The following is a 17,901-nucleotide window of genomic DNA, read 5'->3' as shown; positions in this document are numbered from 1 at the left end:
ATTCGATCAAGAATCGGGCTCAAACGATCGAGAAATGGCCGAATTCGATCAAGAAATGGGCTGAAACGATCAAGAAATGGCTGAATTCGATCAGGAATTGGGTTGAAACGATCAAGAATTGGGTGAAACGATCAAGAAATGGCTGATTTCGATCAAGAATCGGGTGAAACGATCAAGAATTGGGCTGAAACGATCACGAAATGGCCGAACTCGATCAAGAATAGCGCTCAAACGATCAAGAACAGCCTAAACTCGATCAAGAACTCCCCAAAGTCGATCGGCAAACTTCCTTTAGTTGATCAAGAAGACGTTGAAGCCAAGCGCTTCGAAAATTATCGGAAACAGCGTGATTTACACATTATGAAAGAGGTACAAATGGCTAACATAGTTTCATTTATTTTATAAATACATTCAGTTAGGAGCAATACAATGGACAACAACGAAATGATTTTAGTTCTCGATTTTGGCAGCCAATATAATCAATTAATTACAAGAAGGATTCGTGAGTTTGGTGTGTATAGTGAGCTTCATTCCCACAAGCTAACAGCGGAAGAAATAAAGAAAATCAATCCAACAGGAATCATTCTATCTGGTGGCCCGTACAGTGTTTACGATGAAAATAGCTTTCGTCCAGATGAAGCTATTTTTGACCTAGGCATTCCAGTGTTAGGAATTTGCTACGGGATGCAACTAATGGCGCTGCATCATGGTGGAAAAGTAGAAAAAGCGAAAAACCGCGAATATGGAAAAGCACTAATTGATGTAAAAGAAGATGTAATTTTATTTGATAACACTCCAAAGCAGCAAACGGTATGGATGAGCCATGGTGATAAAGTTGTAGAAGCGCCTGCGACTTTCCGTGTCGATGCAACGAGTCCTTCTACACCAATTGCGGCAATGAGCAATACGGAAAAACAATTGTATGGAGTACAATTCCATCCAGAGGTTCGTCATTCAGAATACGGCAATCACTTGCTCCGCCAATTTGTATTTGATGTATGCCAATGCGCTGGCGACTGGACAATGGAAAACTTCATCGACATGGAAATCAAGAAAATTCAAGAACAAGTCGGCGACCGCAAAGTATTATGTGCATTAAGTGGTGGTGTTGATTCATCTGTTGTTGCGGTACTTATCCATAAAGCAATTGGCGATCAGCTTACATGTATTTTTGTTGATCATGGTTTACTACGCAAAAATGAAGCGGACGAAGTGATGAAAGTATTCGGTGATGATTTCCATATGCGTGTTATTAAGGTAGATGCAAAAGATCGCTTCCTTTCAAAGCTAAAAGGCGTAGACGATCCAGAGAAAAAACGTAAAATAATCGGCAACGAATTTATTTATGTGTTTGATGATGAGGCAGCGAAGTTAAAGGATATTGACTTCCTAGCACAAGGAACACTTTATACGGATATTATTGAAAGTGGAACGGAAACTGCGCAAACAATCAAGTCCCATCATAATGTTGGTGGATTACCAGAGGATATGCAATTCCAATTAATCGAGCCACTAAACACTTTATTCAAGGATGAAGTAAGAGAGCTTGGAAGTCAGCTTGGAATTCCAGATCATATTGTATGGCGTCAGCCGTTCCCAGGTCCAGGTCTTGCAATTCGTGTGCTTGGAGAGGTAACAGAAGAAAAGCTGGAAATAGTCCGTGAATCAGATGCAATTCTTCGCGAAGAAATTGCCGCTGCTGGTCTTGACCGCGATATTTGGCAGTACTTTACGGTGCTTCCGAATATCCGAAGCGTTGGTGTGATGGGTGATGCAAGAACGTATGATTACACAATTGGCATTCGTGCGGTAACATCGATTGACGGCATGACATCTGACTGGGCTCGAATCCCATGGGATGTACTAGAAAGAATTTCAACCCGTCTCGTCAACGATGTAGCTCATATTAATCGGGTGGTGTATGACGTAACGTCGAAGCCGCCTGCGACGATTGAGTGGGAGTAGTAGAAGGAGAGCTGAAAACCTTTATTTAATGGGTTTTCAAGCTCTTTTTTGCGCTACTAAATAGATTTGATCGTTGACGAATAGTAGTTGAATGCGATTGAAATAATTCGCAGTGTGGACATTTATGATACGGGAAAAGAAGCATTGACAGGAAATGGGATCTTTAGGTACTTTATTTGATGCGTTATTTATTCCTATTGGAACTAAAGTAAGTCAAAATGAGCAGCTGAATATTAACTTTGTCCACGGTGAATTGACTAAACTTATGCAAGATACAATATAATTCACCAACCATGAAAGACACACTAGGAGTTTTTATACAACCTGATATAGACGCTTCAAAAATGGTATAATAAAAATTCGAAATACTTAGCTAATTTTAAATAGGGTTTTAGGGTTTAATTAATATACTTAAATTTATTGATTGATGATAATAATACTATTTATATTAGGTCCAATCAGATTACTTCTTTATATATTATAAGAAATGTACCTCGCGGTGTACTTATTGATGAGAATGGCAATATTATATTCAGCAATTATATAAAGCATATTAATGTTTTGAATAATACGCTGCTAAACGAGAAAAACGTGAGAAAATCAATTCTAGTATAAGGGGGAATAGTAGTGATTAAACATATAAAATGTACTAGTCTTAAGAGACACTATGAAGGGGACGGAACAAAAACGATAGCATTACAACATGTTGATTTGGGATTTGAAAAAGGGGAATTCACCGCTGTTATTGGTCCATCGGGTTCGGGAAAATCTACCTTGTTAAGTCTTATCGGTACTTTAGACAAGCCAAGTGAGGGTGTAATCACATACGACGATGAAGAAATTTTAAAGAAGAGTAAAAGTAAAAGTAAATTAGCAGATTTTCGCTTCCAATTTTGAAAATGGGTTACTAGTGTGGTTTGAGCGTGATAGTGCTGAAAAGGCGTCGGAAGAGTGATAACCTTTAAAGTTTATTATGCATAACCAATTAAAAAATGGTGCCAGGTATTGGGCACCATTTTTTTAGGCTCTAAAATATTGGATCTATGTCAAGTGTTGGAGTGAAGTGAGGTGAACCTTATCATAAGGAAACAAGGTTTTATTTTAAAAACCTTATGAAAGTAGTTGCATCTGACGTAACGGTAGATATTATACTTAAGAAAAGGAGGGTGAAAATATGTATACAATTGGAGACTTTGCAAAAAAGACAGGGCTAACTGTACGAGCATTGCGATTTTATAGTGAAAAGGGATTAGTAAAACCCTGTTTTATTTCAGATGCAGGTCATCGTTATTATAATGACGATAGCATTGAAACCATTCAAAAAATAGTGACACTAAAATATCTAGATTACTCACTTGAGGACATTGAGGAGATATTAAGTAATGAGGAGCATCAGCAGTTAATAGAATCATTTATGTTTCAAAAGCTCCAACTAGAGAAAAAGCGAAACCAAATTGAACGTGTCATTGCGAGCCTGGACCAGGCGATTGAAATAGGGAAACGCAGTGAAGTAATTGATACGTCACTTTATTTATCGGTAATTTTTAATTTGCTAAAAGAGGATGAGCAGAGGGAATATTTAAAAAGTATCTTACCTGAAGAGTTAGTCCAGCGCATATATGATTTTTTTGAAATGAATATTATTGAATCAAATCAACAATACATACACTTAGCAAATCAACTGAAGAAAGCTTACATTCAACCGGTAAAAGATGAGTATTTGAAGTCGTTAATCGAGCAGTTTTTTTCACTAATTCCACAGGATATTTTAGTTGAATTGGTAGATGCATTAAAAGAATATGAGGATATTAAAATGGATGAATGGTTGTTTCCGTCGCCCTTTACAAAAGAAGAGGAAGAGTGGTTAATTTCGCAGGCTGAAAGGTTCGGACTGGGAGGTACAGAGGATGAATAATTCTGTAAGAGGAATATGGAAGCTTGTTAATAGCCATCGATTATCGAAAAAGCTTACGATAGGCACTTTTTTACTAAGCATTTTTGAAACACTTATTGGATTGGCTGTTCCTTTAGTGACGATGAGAATGATTAATAATTTCTCAACGATTGGCTTTTCATTGCAGTCCATTTTATTAGTAGGTGTATTTTTAATTTCCCAAGCTTTAATGAGTGGAGTAACGTTTTATATGATGCGTAAGCTTGGGGAAAGAATAGTGGCTAACTTGCGAGGAAAGGTATGGGCACATGTTTTACAATTACGTGTTCCATACTTTGATGCACATGAGTCTGGAGAAACAATGAGTAGAATTACCCAAGACACCAATGTAATTAAGGAGCTTATTACAGACCATCTGATTAGTTTTATTTCTGGCATGTTTGCTATTGTGGGAGCAGTAATCATATTAATCATCATTGATTGGAAAATGACACTGCTCATGCTAATTGCAGTTCCGGTAGCGATTTTATTGATACTACCTCTTGGACAACGTATGCATAAGATTGCGTCAGCAAATCAAGATGAGCTTGCTAGCTTTTCTGGTCAGTTGGGGCGTGTGTTAACGAATATTCGATTAGTGAAAACCTCGCAAACAGAATGTTTTGAGAAGAAAAATGGAGAAGAAAAAATTCATCATTTGTATCAATTTGGATTGAAGGAAGCAAAAATTTTAGCTGTTCTATCACCAATTATGACGTTCATCATGATGGTTGTACTCATTTTATTGTTTGGATATGGCGGTGCAAAGGTAGCGACAGGTGCAATTTCAGCAGGTGAATTGGTCGCGATTATGATTTACCTCGTGCAAATTATAGTTCCATTTACGCAAATGGCAACATTTTTTACTGCACTTCAAAAAGCGATGGGGGCAACAGAACGATTACAGGATATTTTGAACGAACCAATTGAAGGACAAGGAAAGACTGCCATTTCCTCATCTGATGAATCGATTGTTTTTGAAAATGTTGCATTTCAATACAATGAGACACCTCTTTTAAAAGATATTTCCTTTACAATTCCAGCAGGAAAAACGACTGCATTGGTTAGCTCCAGTGGAGGAGGGAAGACTACAATATTTTCATTAATAGAACGATTTTATGATGTAGCAAATGGTACGATTCGATTTGGAAAACAGCCTATTGAAAGTATTGATTTAAAACAGTGGCGCAGCTTATTTGGCTACGTATCCCAAGAAGCGCCTCTTATGAATGGAACAATTCGAGACAATGTAGCTTATGGAGAAAGTGAAATATTAGAATCGGATATAATACGAGCATTAAAAAATGCTTATGCATGGGATTTTGTCCAACAATTTGAAAAAGGGATAGATACAGAGGTGGGCGAAGGAGGAATGAAGTTATCAGGCGGGCAAAGGCAGCGGATTGCGATAGCACGTGCACTATTTCGAGATCCCGCGATATTACTATTAGATGAAGCAACATCTAACCTTGATAATGATTCAGAGAGAGAAGTGCAAAAGGCAATTGATCAAGTAATGAAAGGTCGTACAACAATTATTATTGCACACCGATTATCAACAATTACCCATGCTGATCAAATTCTAGTGTTTGAGGATGGGCGCATAAGCGGTTGTGGAAAACATGAGGAGCTTCAGGAAAATCACCTTTACTATAAACAGTTAATTAAACTAATGACGACAGATGCTATATAATGCATGATCATGTAATTTGAATTAAAAGTTACTATATAAAATCGTATTTACTCATATCGCGGGCACCGTATTACAGAGTAATAAATAGATAATAAAGTATATCCCCTTGAACGCTTGAAAGAGTGTTAGGGGTTTTTTATTTTAGAAGGTAATTAGTTCACATTTAAGGGATGAATCTCCAGTAGCACATAAGTTAGATTACTTTTCTATATGATTGGTGTCACAATATCACTTCCTATTTCGTTATATCTGTAAAGAAAATAGGGAGAGATGAGTATGAAGGAATTGACATGTATCGTAATTGGTGGAGGCTACGCTGGTATTAATGCAATTAAAAGCATTCAAAAATTATGTAAGGAAGTAATCGGTGGACGGCGATTAAGGCTTGTATTAATTGACAAGAATTCTTACCACTTGCGAAAGGTATTACTTTTTAAACCCGCAGTAAACAAAAATGAAATTACTGTCCCACTGACCAGATTGTTTCCTAATGGAATTGAGATTGTTCAGGCAACTGTAACTAAAATAAATTCAAATGTAAAAAGTATCCTATATATAGATTCCAATGGAAATGAAGATGAAATGAACTACGATCTTCTTGTGTCGGCAGTCGGGAGTGTTGTAAAAAAACCAGATTCTTCAAAAGGTGGAATAGCTTTATCTTGTGTTGACGATGCCGTGAAAATCCGGCACATATGGCAAACGAATGTCAAAAAAGCATTAACAGAAACGAATGCAATAGAACGTCAAAGGCTATGTACAATTGCTGTGGCTGGAGCTGGTTTAAGCGGAATAGAAACTTCAGCTGAACTGGCGTATTCCGTTCAAGAATTAGTTAAACAGTCAGGGTTTGATCCTAGCCTAGTAAGCATATATCTATTCAATTCGAAAGATAGATTATTTCCAAATGGACCAGAAAAAGTGAGCGAGAAGCTAGAAAATAAACTTTTGAATCTTGGAATTACGGTCATACACGGAACAAAAGTAATGAAGGAGAAAAATGGTATACTGACATTATCAAACGGAGAGCAGCTATCAGCAGGACTTTGTATATGGACTCTGGGACAGATACCTAATTCCCTTGTGAACAACTTAGGTCTACCAACTAATTCAGAAGGTCACGTTATGGTAGATGAATGCTATCGTGTTCAAGGTACTCAATATGTGTATAGTATTGGTGATTGTGCCAGGATTGTGGACCCTTTAACTGGCTTGGAAGATGGGAAGACATGTAAGGAAGCGATTGCCCAAGCTGAAAGACTCGCAAAAATTTTATTGGCTGATCTTGAAGGAGGGCGGGCACCTAGTCATAAAAGCTTTGTTGAATTTTTCTGTTTCGGGTTAGGACCACGGGATGGGATGGCATGGGTACGTAAATGGGGATTAGACATTATATTAACAGGGAAGCTTGGGTGGCAAATAAGAAAGTGGACATGGAATTCCGCTAGTCTAATTAAAGAAAGTAATGAGAATTGAATGGGGTGGTGAGGTGAAAGAACTATATAAGGAATATAAAGGATTGCTCTTTTCACTTGCTTATCAAATGACAGGTTCAGCAATAGATGCAGAAGATGTTGTGCAAGATACTTTTCTGAAATTAAATGATTTGGATCGAGACCGACTGGATGAACCCAGGGCATACCTATGTAAAATGGTAACAAATCGCTGTAAGGATTTACTGAAAAGTGCACGACATCGGAAAGAGCAGTACATTGGTGAATGGCTTCCTGAACCGATTGTTACCTTGGAAGATCAAACCTCTGAAGCGGTTATTCGTGATGAGCAGTTAGCTTACGCTGTACTCGTAATGTTAGAAAGATTATCTCCTGAAGAAAGAGCCGTGTTCGTACTACATGAGGCAATCGGGTTTAAGTATAATGAAATTTCCAGTATTGTTAATAAAAGTGAAGTGAATTGCCGAAAAATAAACAGTCGTGCGCGAGAAAAATTAGGAGTACCCACTGAGTTAAACATTCAATCGGAAACAGCTAGTAGACAATGGATTAATAGATTCCTTAGGGTAATAGAACAGGATAATGTAGATGAAATTATATCTATGCTAGCAGAAGATGTTGTGCTGATCGCCGATGGAGGCGGAAAGGTTACTGCCGCTGTTCAGCCTATCAAATCCAGCAAAAACGTTGCCAGCTTTCTTATTGGCCTATATCGTAAAGTATCTAAAAGTGATGAAGCTTTGCACATTGAAAGAACAAATATAAATGGGCAGTATGGGCTTATAATACGAATAAATAAATATATTGATAGTGTCGTGTTGTTTCACATCAAGAATAATGCTATCTCCAATATCTATTTAGTACGGAATCCGGATAAGTTAAATGGCATTAAAAAAATGAATACCCAGTAAATAATGATTACTTTTTACAACCACGATACAGATATTTCGTTAGAGATAGGAAAATATAAACGCTTAAAAAAAAAGAGTTTAATAGATGAAATTGCTACCTAATATCACTAATAATCGAACATTAAATAAAATAATGTAAAAATAGTTCGGTTTTTGTTGACGGAAAGTGAAATCGATAGTAGAATAACAGCATACGTTAGTTCAATTGAATATGTTTGCGTATAATTTGGGGAATATGGCCCATAAGTCTCTACCGAACCACCGTAAATGGTCCGACTACGCAGTGTAAATAAGGATAAAGCATCGCACATATTGCCTATGCTGCGATTTGCTTTTGATTCTTTTTCCTGCTTTGTTTATCGGTAGCGCACTTGGCCACAAAAGGTCTGGTGTGCTTTTTTACTTTTTCCTAAAAAACGAGGAGGATATCATCATGAAAAAGTATTTTGAGTTTGAAAAGTTTGGCACCAATTATCGAACAGAGTTTATGGCGGGAATGACAACCTTCCTTGCTATGGCATATATTTTGTTCGTCAATCCATCCACGTTGTCGCTTGCTGGGATCGATCTTCCTGAGGGAATGACGCGGATGGATCAGGGAGCAGTGTTTACCGCTACTGCGATTGCAGCTGCTGTTGGTACATTGTTCATGGGGATTATTGCGAAGTATCCAGTTGCACTTGCACCTGGGATGGGTTTGAATGCCTTTTTCGCATATACGGTTGTGCTAGGCTACGGAATTCCGTGGGAAACTGCTTTAGCTGGTGTGCTTGTTTCGGGTCTTATTTTTATTGTTTTAACGTTAACCGGCTTGCGAGAAAAAATTATTAATGCCATCCCATCTAATTTGAAAATGGCAGTTGGGGCTGGAATTGGTTTGTTCATTGCTTTTATCGGCTTTCAGAATGCAGGTATCATTGTTGGAAATGAAGCTACATTAGTAGCAATCGGTGATCTATCTCAATCGACAACATTGCTTGCTATCTTTGGAATTGTAGTATCGGTTATTTTATTAGCACTAGGAATTAAAGGCGGTATTTTTTACGGAATGATCTTAACCGCTATTGTAGGTATGTTTGCTGGGTTAATCGATCCGCCAAATGGCATATCTGGTATTGTTGGTGAAGTTCCGAGCTTAGCACCTACATTTGGGCAAGCTTTCTCTCATTTTGGTGAAGTGTTCACTTTACAAATGCTTGTTGTTATTTTAACGTTTTTATTCGTTGACTTTTTTGATACGGCAGGTACGCTTGTTGCAGTTGCAACACAAGCTGGATTAATGAAGGATAATAAGCTTCCACGTGCTGGTAAAGCACTATTTGCTGATTCAGCAGCAACGGTAACAGGTGCGATTGTTGGAACATCTACAACGACATCTTATGTGGAATCAACTGCGGGTGTTGGTGCTGGTGGACGAACTGGATTCACTGCCATCGTCACAGCGGGATTCTTCCTGTTGGCGCTATTCTTCTCGCCATTGCTTAGTGTTGTAACACCACAAGTAACGGCTCCGGCATTAATCATTGTAGGTGTCTTAATGTCTTCGTCCTTGAAGAACATTGATTGGGATCAATTCGAAATTGCGGTACCAGCTTTCCTAACAATTATTGCAATGCCTTTAACATATAGTATTGCAACAGGTATTGCGATTGGCTTTATTTTCTATCCAATCACAATGATCCTAAAAGGACGTGTGAAAGAAGTTCATCCTGTCATGTACTTTCTATTTGTAATCTTTATTTTGTACTTTATCTTCTTATCATAGACAATGAAAAAAACTTCCACGAATGTAGTGGAAGTTTTTTTGTGCTTAATGTGATGCGGCTTTTTTGCCATAGGTGACACTATGATAGATAAAGAAACAAATCGTACCTACAGTTGTGAGCCAGCCCATAACCATGTAAAGGGTTGATCCACCGAACGAATCAATGAGTGCACCACCTACGAGCGATCCGATAATACCTGATATTCCGAAAAACACGGCATAAAATATAAGATGCCCTGTAGACTGTAAGAGTTTCGGGATGAGTCGTGTCACATAATCCAAGGATGCTGTATAAAACACACCAAAGGTTAATCCATGCAAGAATTGAAGCGCGATAATGTAAGCTGCATCGTCTGCAGCTGCATATAAAAACCACCGAATACTATATAAGACACCGGCAACGATGATAAAAAAGAGTGGGCGATATTTACGAAACCAAAAGCCAGCAAATGCAAATACAATTGCTTCACTTGATACGCCGACAAACCAGGCAAGGCCAACGAGCCCTTCGCTGCCACCGAGCTGGGCGATATAAAGCCCGATAAAGCTATCGTTCGCACGGTGGGAAATCGCGAGCAGCATTAATAATAGCATAAAGAAAACGAAGGGTTTATTTTTAACTAGTAATCCGACATCCTTTAGCTGCACAGGGTCTGCGTCTACTTTAACATCCTGGAGACGGAACACAACGAAAAGTGCCATAAGACCAAATGCTAAATACGGCCAGATCATATATTGGACACCAACTCTTGCTAAAAACTCACCAATGAGAAGGGAAGAGGTCGCAAATCCGATAGATCCCCACATACGAATCGTGCCAAAGGATACGTTAAGGTCATCGGCACGACGCTGGGCAAGGCTATCTCCGAGTGCACCAATTGGTGTGGTGAAAAAGTAGAAGATAGCTCCCATGACTAGAATTGCTACTAAGCTGTTCATTTGAAAGAAAAGCACCGAACTGATTAATAGACCGAATACGCATATTAACAGCATGCGTTTCACCGTTTTATATTTATCACTCATGTAGCCCCAGAACGGCTGAGAAAAAATAGACGCGAGTGGACCTACGGCAAGCACCCAGCCAATTTCCGTGCCATTTAGTCCTTTATAGCGTAAATATAATGGTAGAAAGCTCAAAATGATAGTATTTGTAGCATGAAAGCTGAATAATAGCATTTTTAATGGAAGTAATGATTCTTTTTGAGGCATGTTGTCGCTCCTAATCTGTTTAGAGTCATTAGAGCTTATTATACTATTAGTTTGTGGAAAATTCGATGATAACAACGTACGATAATTTTTGAAAACAAAAAGCATTCAAGTGCTAACTTGAATGCGTATCCTTTTTATTAGAGGTTCTCCACGTATCATCAATAAATGAATCTCGTCCTGATTTTGCACGATCGGCCTCATATTCGGTTGGATTCTTTTTATAAAAATCTTGGTGGTAATCTTCCGCCACATAAAACGGCTGTGCTGGAAGAATTTTCGTGACAATAGGCTTGGAAAATAGCTTGCTATTTTCTAGTGCTAGTCTGGAATCCGCAGCTTGTTTTTTCTGTGTTTCATCATGATAAAAAATCGCTGTCCGATAGGAATCACCGCGATCATGAAACTGCCCGCCGTCATCTGTCGGGTCGATTTGTCGCCAATATATTTCTAGAATTTCTTCATAGGAAATGATGGCTTCATCATACAGAATTTCAACTGCTTCATAATGGCCAGTGTTTCCTTGCTTTACATCTTCATAGGTTGGGTTTTCAATATGTCCACCTGTATATCCCGAAATGATTTGATGAACACCGTCCCATTGATCAAAGGGCTTAACCATGCACCAAAAGCATCCGCCTGCAAATGTCGCTTTTTTTAATGTATTCAATGTATTTTCCTCTTTTCCTTCAATAAGTAATGAAAGTAAGGCTTAATTACAGTAGAATGATAGATAGTGAACTAATTTTATCATAAATTAAAATGGAAGTGATAGAATGAACGAACCGTTTGTACATAAGATTTTTACTGGAAAGGTGCGCTCACTCGGAAGCGAAGCGGCAACGGATCGAATGGAGCGTCCTTGGGAAACGGGCATGTTTAAAGAAGCAGAAGAAAACCAGCTCTGGTTAGGCAAAACTGGATTAGCTGGCGATGAAGTAGCAGATAAGATGAATCATGGAGGCCCGGAAAAAGCTGTTTTTGCTTATCCGATTAAGCACTATGCAGCTTGGCAGCAAGAGCTAAACAGGACCGATATCGATTTGGGGGCAATGGGTGAAAATCTTGCAGTGTTAGAGATGGATGAATTTACGGTTTGTATTGGCGATACGTACCGTTTTGGGGATGCGATTATTCAAGTATCGCAACCCCGTCGCCCCTGCTGGAAGCCGGCAAGAAGGTTTAAGCTGATTGACCTGGCCTTGCGCATTCAAAATAGTGGTCGAACCGGCTGGTATTTTCGTGTGCTAGAAGAAGGCCATGTAATCTCAGGAATTGATCTAGAATTGATTGATAGGCCTTATCCAGAGTGGACGATCGCCGCCTGCAATGAAATTATGTATGTAAGGAAAGAGGAGCTTCACTTAGCATATGAATTATCGCATTGTGAGCTGCTCGCAGAAAATTGGCGAACGTCCTTAAACAAACGTTTGAATGGGAAGGAATCATCGACAAAAAAACGTGTGTACGGTCCAAATGGACAAGATGCCAATCGCCCTGATTAAAGAATAAGGAAATAAAAAATACAACCATTCCATTTCGGTGTGGTTGTATTTTTATTCTACATGTAACTTGTAACTTGCAGTACCTTCCGCAGATAGAGTTTTACTTTATAGGAATAACTATATTATTCATCGTCTAACAAGCGAACATTGACTTTGTTTCGCCTACTTGAATCAGATATCAAGCGGTGTAGCTTAATATGAACTAATCCGTCTCGATAGGTTGCTGAAATCTTGTCAGCGCGCACAGGAAATGGAAGCTGTATACTTCGTTCAAACACACCTTGCATAATTTCTTCTTTTACTGCTTTTTCACCGTGAGGGCTAATCTCAATCGCTCCTCTCAGTTCTAATGTTGCATAGTCTACATAAATATCAATATGATCGATTGATTCTAAACCAGGAATACTTACAATGCAATATAGCTCGTGATCAGATTGATACATATTAAATTGGGGTATAGTAGGCTTAACAATTCCTTCAAACTGATTCCAAAATGAATCACTAAAAAAATGATCCATGCTCTTTTTCCAATCATTCATTTGTTGAAAAGGATCCATTCCATCACCTCGCTGATTCCATATTAGGTTTACTATAGTGTATGCTTTCTTTCGGGAATAGGTGATTGCCTAAAACGGATAAATTTTCGTTTCGCCAAATGAAAAAATACGTTATTCTAATAGAATACGAGCATAAGGAGGTGCACATGTTGCTAAGTAATGCATATGTGATGGTCGCGATAATTTTGATTATTAACATTGTCTACGTTTCATTTTTTACCATTCGTATGATTTTAACAATGAAGGGCCGGCGGTATATTGCTGCCTTTATAAGTATGTTTGAAGTCGTCATTTATGTGCTAGGATTAGGGCTCGTATTAGACAATTTAAATGAAATTCAAAATTTAGTCGCATACGCGCTTGGTTATGGTCTCGGTGTTATTGCTGGTTCCAAAATTGAAGAAAAGCTTGCCCTTGGATATATTACGGTGAACGTTATTTCATCCAACCCAGACATTGACTTTACTCGGAAATTACGGGATAAGGGCTATGGTGTCACGAGCTGGTTTGCCTATGGTATGGATGGGGATCGACTCGCCATGCAAATTTTAACTCCAAGAAAATATGAGCTAAAGCTATATGAAACGATAAAGCAAATCGATGCAAAGGCATTTATTATTGCTTATGAGCCAAAGCAAATACATGGTGGATTTTGGGTGAAGCAGGTTCGCAAAGGAAAACTTTTTCAAGTGAAACGGCGGGAAGCAGAGAAAGGAAACGCTTCTGGCGCAGCAACTGAAGCACAGACGATTCATGCTAATCAAAGTGAAAGCAATCCCAAATGATCGGAATTTAAAAATGTGTAAAAAGAAGATTTTTTTATCGTAGAGCTCAAAATCCGAACGTTATAAAATTTTATTGTAAAAATGTTCGTTTTCTGTTGACACTCGATGTTGCTCTTTGTTATGCTTAACCCGATAAAAGAATACGGTACCTCATATAATTTCGGGGATATGGCCCGATAGTCTCTACCTAGCACCGTAAATGCTGGACTATGAGGGAAGATGAAGGAAATCTGGCTCTTATACAATGTTATGTAGCCTGTTTTGCTGACGGCATGTTTTTCGTTATGGCGTTACGCCTATTCGTCTTCTCTCATGTAAGTTGGGGAGACGAATAGGCTTTTTTAATGGAGTGAATCAGAATTTCATAACATTAACATGTTGATATGCGTTAATACATGAAAGAGGGGATCTTATGGCTTTAATTGGTGTGATCATGGGGAGTATTTCAGATTGGGAAACGATGAAGCATACGTGCCAGGTCTTGGATGAGCTCGACATTTCATATGAGAAAGAAATCATTTCCGCACATCGGACGCCGAATGATATGTTTTCTTATGCTACCTCTGCTCGAGAACAGGGGTTAAAGGTAATTATCGCTGGCGCAGGAGGTGCTGCACATCTTCCTGGAATGGTGGCGGCACAAACGACACTTCCTGTAATCGGTGTGCCTGTGCAAAGTACATCACTTCAAGGACTTGATTCCTTGCTTTCCATTGTGCAAATGCCTGGTGGTGTGCCAACTGCTACGGTAGCGATTGGGAAACCAGGGGCAATAAATGCGGCAATTCTCGCAGCACAGATTCTTGGGACCTATGATGAAGCAATTGCAGCGCGTCTGTTATCGCAACGAAAGCGCATGGAAGAAAAGGTAACGGAAATGAGGGAGCAGCTTGCAACAAATTAAGCATATTCTACCACCACAAACAATCGGAATCGTAGGTGGGGGACAGCTTGGCAGAATGATGGCTATTGCAGCAAAACAAATGGGCTATCGCATTGTTGTATTAGATCCGACGCCAAATTGTCCTGCAGCACAAATTGCTGATCAACAAATAGAGGCAGCTTATGATGATATGGATGCAATCAGCGCGCTAACAAGACAGAGTGATGTTATCACGTATGAATTTGAAAATGTTGATCTTCATGCAGCTACTTATATGGTGAAGAAAGGAAAGCTCCCACAAGGCGCGTACCCTTTAGAAATCACGCAAAACAGGGAAAAGGAAAAGCAATTTATGAAACAGCTAGGACTACCTGTACCGCGCTTTGCGATTGTTACGAATGCGGAAGAATGCCAAAACGCTTTTGAGCATGTTCCACTCCCTGCTGTTATTAAAACTTGTCATGGAGGGTATGATGGCAAGGGGCAGCTCCTTGTGGAAGAACTTGCTGATAAAGAAAAAGCGGCGGCATTTGCTGAAAAGCATCAGCATTGCATCGTTGAACAGTGGATTCGCTTTGATAAAGAAATTTCGGTTATTTTCACTCGTGGAACTACGGGACAAATTACGTTTTTCCCACTTGCTGAAAATGAGCATAGAACACATATTTTACATAAGACGATTGCTCCTGCGAATGTGAGCGATAAAGTAAAAGAACAGGCATATGCAGCAACACGAAAGCTTGCGGAAGCAATGGATATTGTTGGCACATTTGCGATTGAAATGTTTGTGGAAGGTGAGACGATTTTTCTGAACGAAATGGCACCACGTCCACATAATTCTGGGCATTATACCATCGAAGGCTGTAATATTTCACAATTCAGCCAGCATGTTCGTGCTATTTGTGGCTTGCCACTCATTCCTGTTCAGCCTTTGCAGTGTGCGGTTATGGTGAATATTCTTGGAGAAGCAATGGATAAAGTTGTTTCTGTAATGCCACAGCTCTCGGATGGCTTTATCCACCTTTATGGAAAGGCACAGGCGAAAAGAAAACGAAAAATGGGGCATATTACCTTTATTGCAGATACAGTGGAACAATTAAATGAGCAGCTAAGCATGTTGGAGGAGGAAATACAATGATTGAACGTTATACAAGAGAAGAAATGGGAGCAATTTGGACGGAGGAGAATAAATTTAAGGCATGGCTTGAGGTAGAAGTGCTTGCCTGTGAAGCATGGAGTGAGCTCGGGGTCATTCCAAGTGATGATGTTAAAAAGCTACGAGCGAATGCCTCCTTTCAGATGGAACGAATTTATGAAATTGAACAGGAAACAAGACATGATGTTGTGGCATTCACGCGCGCCGTTTCTGAAACGTTAGGTGAAGAAAGAAAATGGGTGCATTACGGTTTAACATCAACGGATGTAGTGGATACCGCACTATCCTTTATCTTAAAGCAGGCAAATGCCATTATTCGTAAAGACTTACATCGTTTCATTGACATATTAAAGCAGCGAGCAATGGAGCATAAGCATACTGTCATGATGGGAAGAACCCATGGCGTACACGCAGAGCCAACCACATTTGGGCTAAAGCTGGCGCTATGGTATGAGGAAATGCAGCGTAACCTGGAACGCTTTGAATTAGCCGCAAAAAATATTGAATTTGGAAAGCTTTCTGGAGCAGTTGGAACCTATGCAAACATCGATCCATTTGTGGAAAAGTATGTTTGTTCAAAGCTAGGATTATCGCCTGCACCTGTTTCAACACAAACGTTGCAGCGTGACCGTCATGCAGCATATGTATCAACGCTTGCATTAATTGCGACCTCCATCGAGAAATTTGCGACTGAAATACGCGGCCTGCAAAAAACAGAAACACGTGAGGTTGAGGAGCAATTCCGAAAAGGTCAAAAAGGATCCTCGGCAATGCCGCACAAACGAAATCCAATCGGGTCTGAAAACATGACTGGAATGGCTCGTGTGCTTCGTGGCTATATGGTTACTGCCTATGAAAATGTCGCTCTATGGCATGAGCGGGATATTTCACATTCCTCTGCAGAGCGCGTAATTTTACCAGATGCAACGATTGCTTTAAATTATATGTTAAATCGATTTGGTAATATTTTAGAAAATTTAACCGTGTTTCCAGAAAATATGAAGCGTAATATTGATAAAACGCACGGGGTTATTTTTTCGCAGCGTGTGCTCTTAGCGCTTATTGACAAAGGAATGGTACGAGAAACGGCATATGATATTGTCCAGTCGAAAGCAATGCAAGCTTGGGAGTCCGAAACACATTTTAAAGAGCTAGTAGAACAGGATAAGGAAATAACCGAATTGCTTTCTCAAGCAGAAATTGATGCATGCTTTGACTACACATACCATTTGAAAAATGTGGATGCGATTTTTGAACGGATTGGACTGTAATGAGCTTAGTTATCGATAAAGTGAATGAGGTGATGTGAAGTGAAAGCAGCGCTTCTTTATGAAGGAAAAGCAAAAAAGGTTTACCAAGCTTCAGGTAATGAAGCACAGCTCGTATTATCATATAAAAATGATGCGACCGCTTTTAATGGGAAGAAAAAAGACGTATTTCCAGGGAAGGGACGTTTAAATAACGAAATTGCTGCAACGATTTTTTCCTACTTAGCGGAGCAAGAAATAGAAAGTCACTTTATTAAAAAATTAAATGAGACAGAGCAGCTTGTTCATAAAACGGAGATTGTTCCACTTGAGATTGTTGTGCGCAATATAGCGGCAGGGAGTATTGTAAAACGACTTGGGTTAAGAGAAAAAGAAGTATTTTCTCCGCCATTAGTAGAACTATATTACAAAAATGATGACTTGAACGATCCGCTAATCAATGATGAACATGCAAAGTTTTTAACAGATCTTACTTCTGTTGAGCTTCATGAAATCAAAGTGAAAGCATTTGAGATTAATACTTCACTTCGTTTGTTATTTCAATCTATTAATCTAACGTTAGTAGATTTTAAGCTAGAGTTTGGGCGGTTGTCAAATGGACGTATTATTCTTTCGGATGAAATTTCGCCAGACACGTGTCGCCTTTGGGATAAAGATACAGAGGCAAAGCTAGATAAGGACGTATTTAGACAAGGAACAGGAGATCTAATCCAGGTATATGAGCAAGTGCTTGAACGACTAACCAATTATGTCAGTGTGTAAAGGTGGGCAACAGCTTGTAGGTTTTTTTCTAGGAAATTACAACGAATATTGGAGGGGA

Annotated in this window: 17 protein-coding genes and 2 riboswitches; of the genes, 14 read left to right on the top strand and 3 right to left on the bottom strand. The window is 39.1% G+C overall.

Translation table 11 applies throughout. From position 1 onward, the window contains the following. The first annotated feature begins 138 nt into the window (after positions 1 to 138). The 8 genes from SPK86_RS12190 to SPK86_RS12155 all read left to right on the top strand — a co-directional run bounded on the left by SPK86_RS12190 (position 139) and on the right by SPK86_RS12155 (position 9,721). On the top strand, positions 139 to 405 hold the full coding sequence (locus SPK86_RS12190) for a hypothetical protein (protein ID WP_330949479.1): 267 nt from the start codon (positions 139 to 141) through the stop codon (positions 403 to 405). A 24-nt stretch (positions 406 to 429) separates the two neighbouring features. After that, positions 430 to 1,965: a glutamine-hydrolyzing GMP synthase gene (guaA, locus tag SPK86_RS12185; protein ID WP_284141344.1), complete on the top strand. Its 1,536-nt coding sequence runs from the start codon at positions 430 to 432 to the stop codon at positions 1,963 to 1,965. 627 nt (positions 1,966 to 2,592) lie between these two features. Continuing rightward, entirely contained in the window at positions 2,593 to 2,862 is a 270-nt protein-coding gene (locus SPK86_RS12180; RefSeq protein ID WP_284141345.1) for an ATP-binding cassette domain-containing protein, read from the top strand. Positions 2,863 to 3,139: 277 nt separating this feature from the next. Further along, the gene (locus tag SPK86_RS12175) at positions 3,140 to 3,880 is read left to right on the top strand and encodes a MerR family transcriptional regulator (RefSeq protein WP_284141346.1); all 741 of its coding nucleotides are present in this window, start codon (positions 3,140 to 3,142) and stop codon (positions 3,878 to 3,880) included. After that, entirely contained in the window at positions 3,873 to 5,591 is a 1,719-nt protein-coding gene (locus tag SPK86_RS12170) for an ABC transporter ATP-binding protein (protein WP_284141347.1), read from the top strand. Before SPK86_RS12175 ends, SPK86_RS12170 begins: the two co-directional genes overlap by 8 nt. Positions 5,592 to 5,867: 276 nt before the next feature. After that, positions 5,868 to 7,067 (top strand): NAD(P)/FAD-dependent oxidoreductase, encoded by a 1,200-nt coding sequence (locus SPK86_RS12165; RefSeq protein WP_330949478.1) that lies wholly within the window; start codon positions 5,868 to 5,870, stop codon positions 7,065 to 7,067. A 13-nt stretch (positions 7,068 to 7,080) separates the two neighbouring features. After that, positions 7,081 to 7,956, top strand: coding sequence for an RNA polymerase sigma-70 factor (locus tag SPK86_RS12160; protein WP_330949477.1), 876 nt, complete (start codon positions 7,081 to 7,083; stop codon positions 7,954 to 7,956). Between the two features lie 197 nt (positions 7,957 to 8,153). Next, positions 8,154 to 8,255, top strand: a riboswitch (purine riboswitch). Between the two features lie 134 nt (positions 8,256 to 8,389). Further along, positions 8,390 to 9,721, top strand: a complete 1,332-nt coding sequence (locus SPK86_RS12155; protein WP_284141350.1) for an NCS2 family permease — start codon at positions 8,390 to 8,392, stop codon at positions 9,719 to 9,721. 45 nt (positions 9,722 to 9,766) lie between these two features. Here the strand turns inward: SPK86_RS12155 and SPK86_RS12150 are convergent, their stop codons facing one another. Both SPK86_RS12150 and msrA read right to left on the bottom strand, forming a co-directional pair. Next, positions 9,767 to 10,930 carry an MFS transporter gene (locus SPK86_RS12150; RefSeq protein ID WP_330949476.1) on the bottom strand — a complete coding sequence of 388 codons (1,164 nt, stop codon included), beginning with the start codon at positions 10,928 to 10,930 and terminating at the stop codon, positions 9,767 to 9,769. Between the two features lie 112 nt (positions 10,931 to 11,042). Then, entirely contained in the window at positions 11,043 to 11,597 is a 555-nt protein-coding gene (gene msrA / locus SPK86_RS12145; RefSeq protein ID WP_284141352.1) for a peptide-methionine (S)-S-oxide reductase MsrA, read from the bottom strand. Between the two features lie 106 nt (positions 11,598 to 11,703). Here msrA and SPK86_RS12140 point away from each other — a divergent pair, with 106 nt between their 5' ends. Then, complete coding sequence (locus SPK86_RS12140; RefSeq protein ID WP_330949475.1) at positions 11,704 to 12,432, top strand: MOSC domain-containing protein; 729 nt, start codon at positions 11,704 to 11,706, stop codon at positions 12,430 to 12,432. Between the two features lie 122 nt (positions 12,433 to 12,554). On the opposite strand, the gene SPK86_RS12135 is transcribed toward SPK86_RS12140, so the two are convergent. After that, complete coding sequence (locus SPK86_RS12135; protein ID WP_284141354.1) at positions 12,555 to 12,989, bottom strand: Hsp20/alpha crystallin family protein; 435 nt, start codon at positions 12,987 to 12,989, stop codon at positions 12,555 to 12,557. Positions 12,990 to 13,138: 149 nt separating this feature from the next. Between SPK86_RS12135 and SPK86_RS12130 the strand changes: the two genes are divergently transcribed. The 5 genes from SPK86_RS12130 to purC all read left to right on the top strand — a co-directional run bounded on the left by SPK86_RS12130 (position 13,139) and on the right by purC (position 17,843). Further along, the gene (locus tag SPK86_RS12130; protein ID WP_330949484.1) at positions 13,139 to 13,774 is read left to right on the top strand and encodes a DUF2179 domain-containing protein; all 636 of its coding nucleotides are present in this window, start codon (positions 13,139 to 13,141) and stop codon (positions 13,772 to 13,774) included. A gap of 130 nt (positions 13,775 to 13,904) precedes the next feature. Then, positions 13,905 to 14,004: riboswitch (purine riboswitch) on the top strand. Positions 14,005 to 14,186: 182 nt separating this feature from the next. Beyond that, positions 14,187 to 14,678 carry a 5-(carboxyamino)imidazole ribonucleotide mutase gene (purE, locus tag SPK86_RS12125; RefSeq protein WP_330949474.1) on the top strand — a complete coding sequence of 164 codons (492 nt, stop codon included), beginning with the start codon at positions 14,187 to 14,189 and terminating at the stop codon, positions 14,676 to 14,678. Further along, the gene (purK, locus tag SPK86_RS12120; RefSeq protein WP_284141356.1) at positions 14,665 to 15,795 is read left to right on the top strand and encodes a 5-(carboxyamino)imidazole ribonucleotide synthase; all 1,131 of its coding nucleotides are present in this window, start codon (positions 14,665 to 14,667) and stop codon (positions 15,793 to 15,795) included. The genes purE and purK overlap by 14 nt, the downstream gene beginning before the upstream one ends. Next, positions 15,792 to 17,084: an adenylosuccinate lyase gene (gene purB, locus SPK86_RS12115; RefSeq protein ID WP_330949473.1), complete on the top strand. Its 1,293-nt coding sequence runs from the start codon at positions 15,792 to 15,794 to the stop codon at positions 17,082 to 17,084. Before purK ends, purB begins: the two co-directional genes overlap by 4 nt. A 39-nt stretch (positions 17,085 to 17,123) precedes the next feature. Further along, positions 17,124 to 17,843, top strand: coding sequence for a phosphoribosylaminoimidazolesuccinocarboxamide synthase (gene purC / locus SPK86_RS12110; RefSeq protein WP_330949472.1), 720 nt, complete (start codon positions 17,124 to 17,126; stop codon positions 17,841 to 17,843). The last annotated feature ends 58 nt before the right edge of the window (positions 17,844 to 17,901 follow it).

Origin of the sequence: Virgibacillus sp. MG-45, from assembly GCF_036409425.1 — a bacterium.
Taxonomy (GTDB): domain Bacteria; phylum Bacillota; class Bacilli; order Bacillales; family Amphibacillaceae; genus LDC-1.
The sequence above is the reverse complement of the archived record's forward strand: the minus strand, read 5'-3'. Positions and strand labels throughout refer to the sequence as shown.

Coding starts and splice junctions, on each gene's coding strand:
- SPK86_RS12190 (WP_330949479.1), top strand. CDS start 139: ATGGCTGATTTCGATCAAGAATCGGGTGAAACGATCAAGAATTGGGCT.
- guaA (WP_284141344.1), top strand. CDS start 430: ATGGACAACAACGAAATGATTTTAGTTCTCGATTTTGGCAGCCAATAT.
- SPK86_RS12175 (WP_284141346.1), top strand. CDS start 3,140: ATGTATACAATTGGAGACTTTGCAAAAAAGACAGGGCTAACTGTACGA.
- SPK86_RS12170 (WP_284141347.1), top strand. CDS start 3,873: ATGAATAATTCTGTAAGAGGAATATGGAAGCTTGTTAATAGCCATCGA.
- SPK86_RS12165 (WP_330949478.1), top strand. CDS start 5,868: ATGAAGGAATTGACATGTATCGTAATTGGTGGAGGCTACGCTGGTATT.
- SPK86_RS12155 (WP_284141350.1), top strand. CDS start 8,390: ATGAAAAAGTATTTTGAGTTTGAAAAGTTTGGCACCAATTATCGAACA.
- SPK86_RS12150 (WP_330949476.1), bottom strand. CDS start 10,930: ATGCCTCAAAAAGAATCATTACTTCCATTAAAAATGCTATTATTCAGC.
- SPK86_RS12140 (WP_330949475.1), top strand. CDS start 11,704: ATGAACGAACCGTTTGTACATAAGATTTTTACTGGAAAGGTGCGCTCA.
- SPK86_RS12135 (WP_284141354.1), bottom strand. CDS start 12,989: ATGGATCCTTTTCAACAAATGAATGATTGGAAAAAGAGCATGGATCAT.
- purE (WP_330949474.1), top strand. CDS start 14,187: ATGGCTTTAATTGGTGTGATCATGGGGAGTATTTCAGATTGGGAAACG.
- purB (WP_330949473.1), top strand. CDS start 15,792: ATGATTGAACGTTATACAAGAGAAGAAATGGGAGCAATTTGGACGGAG.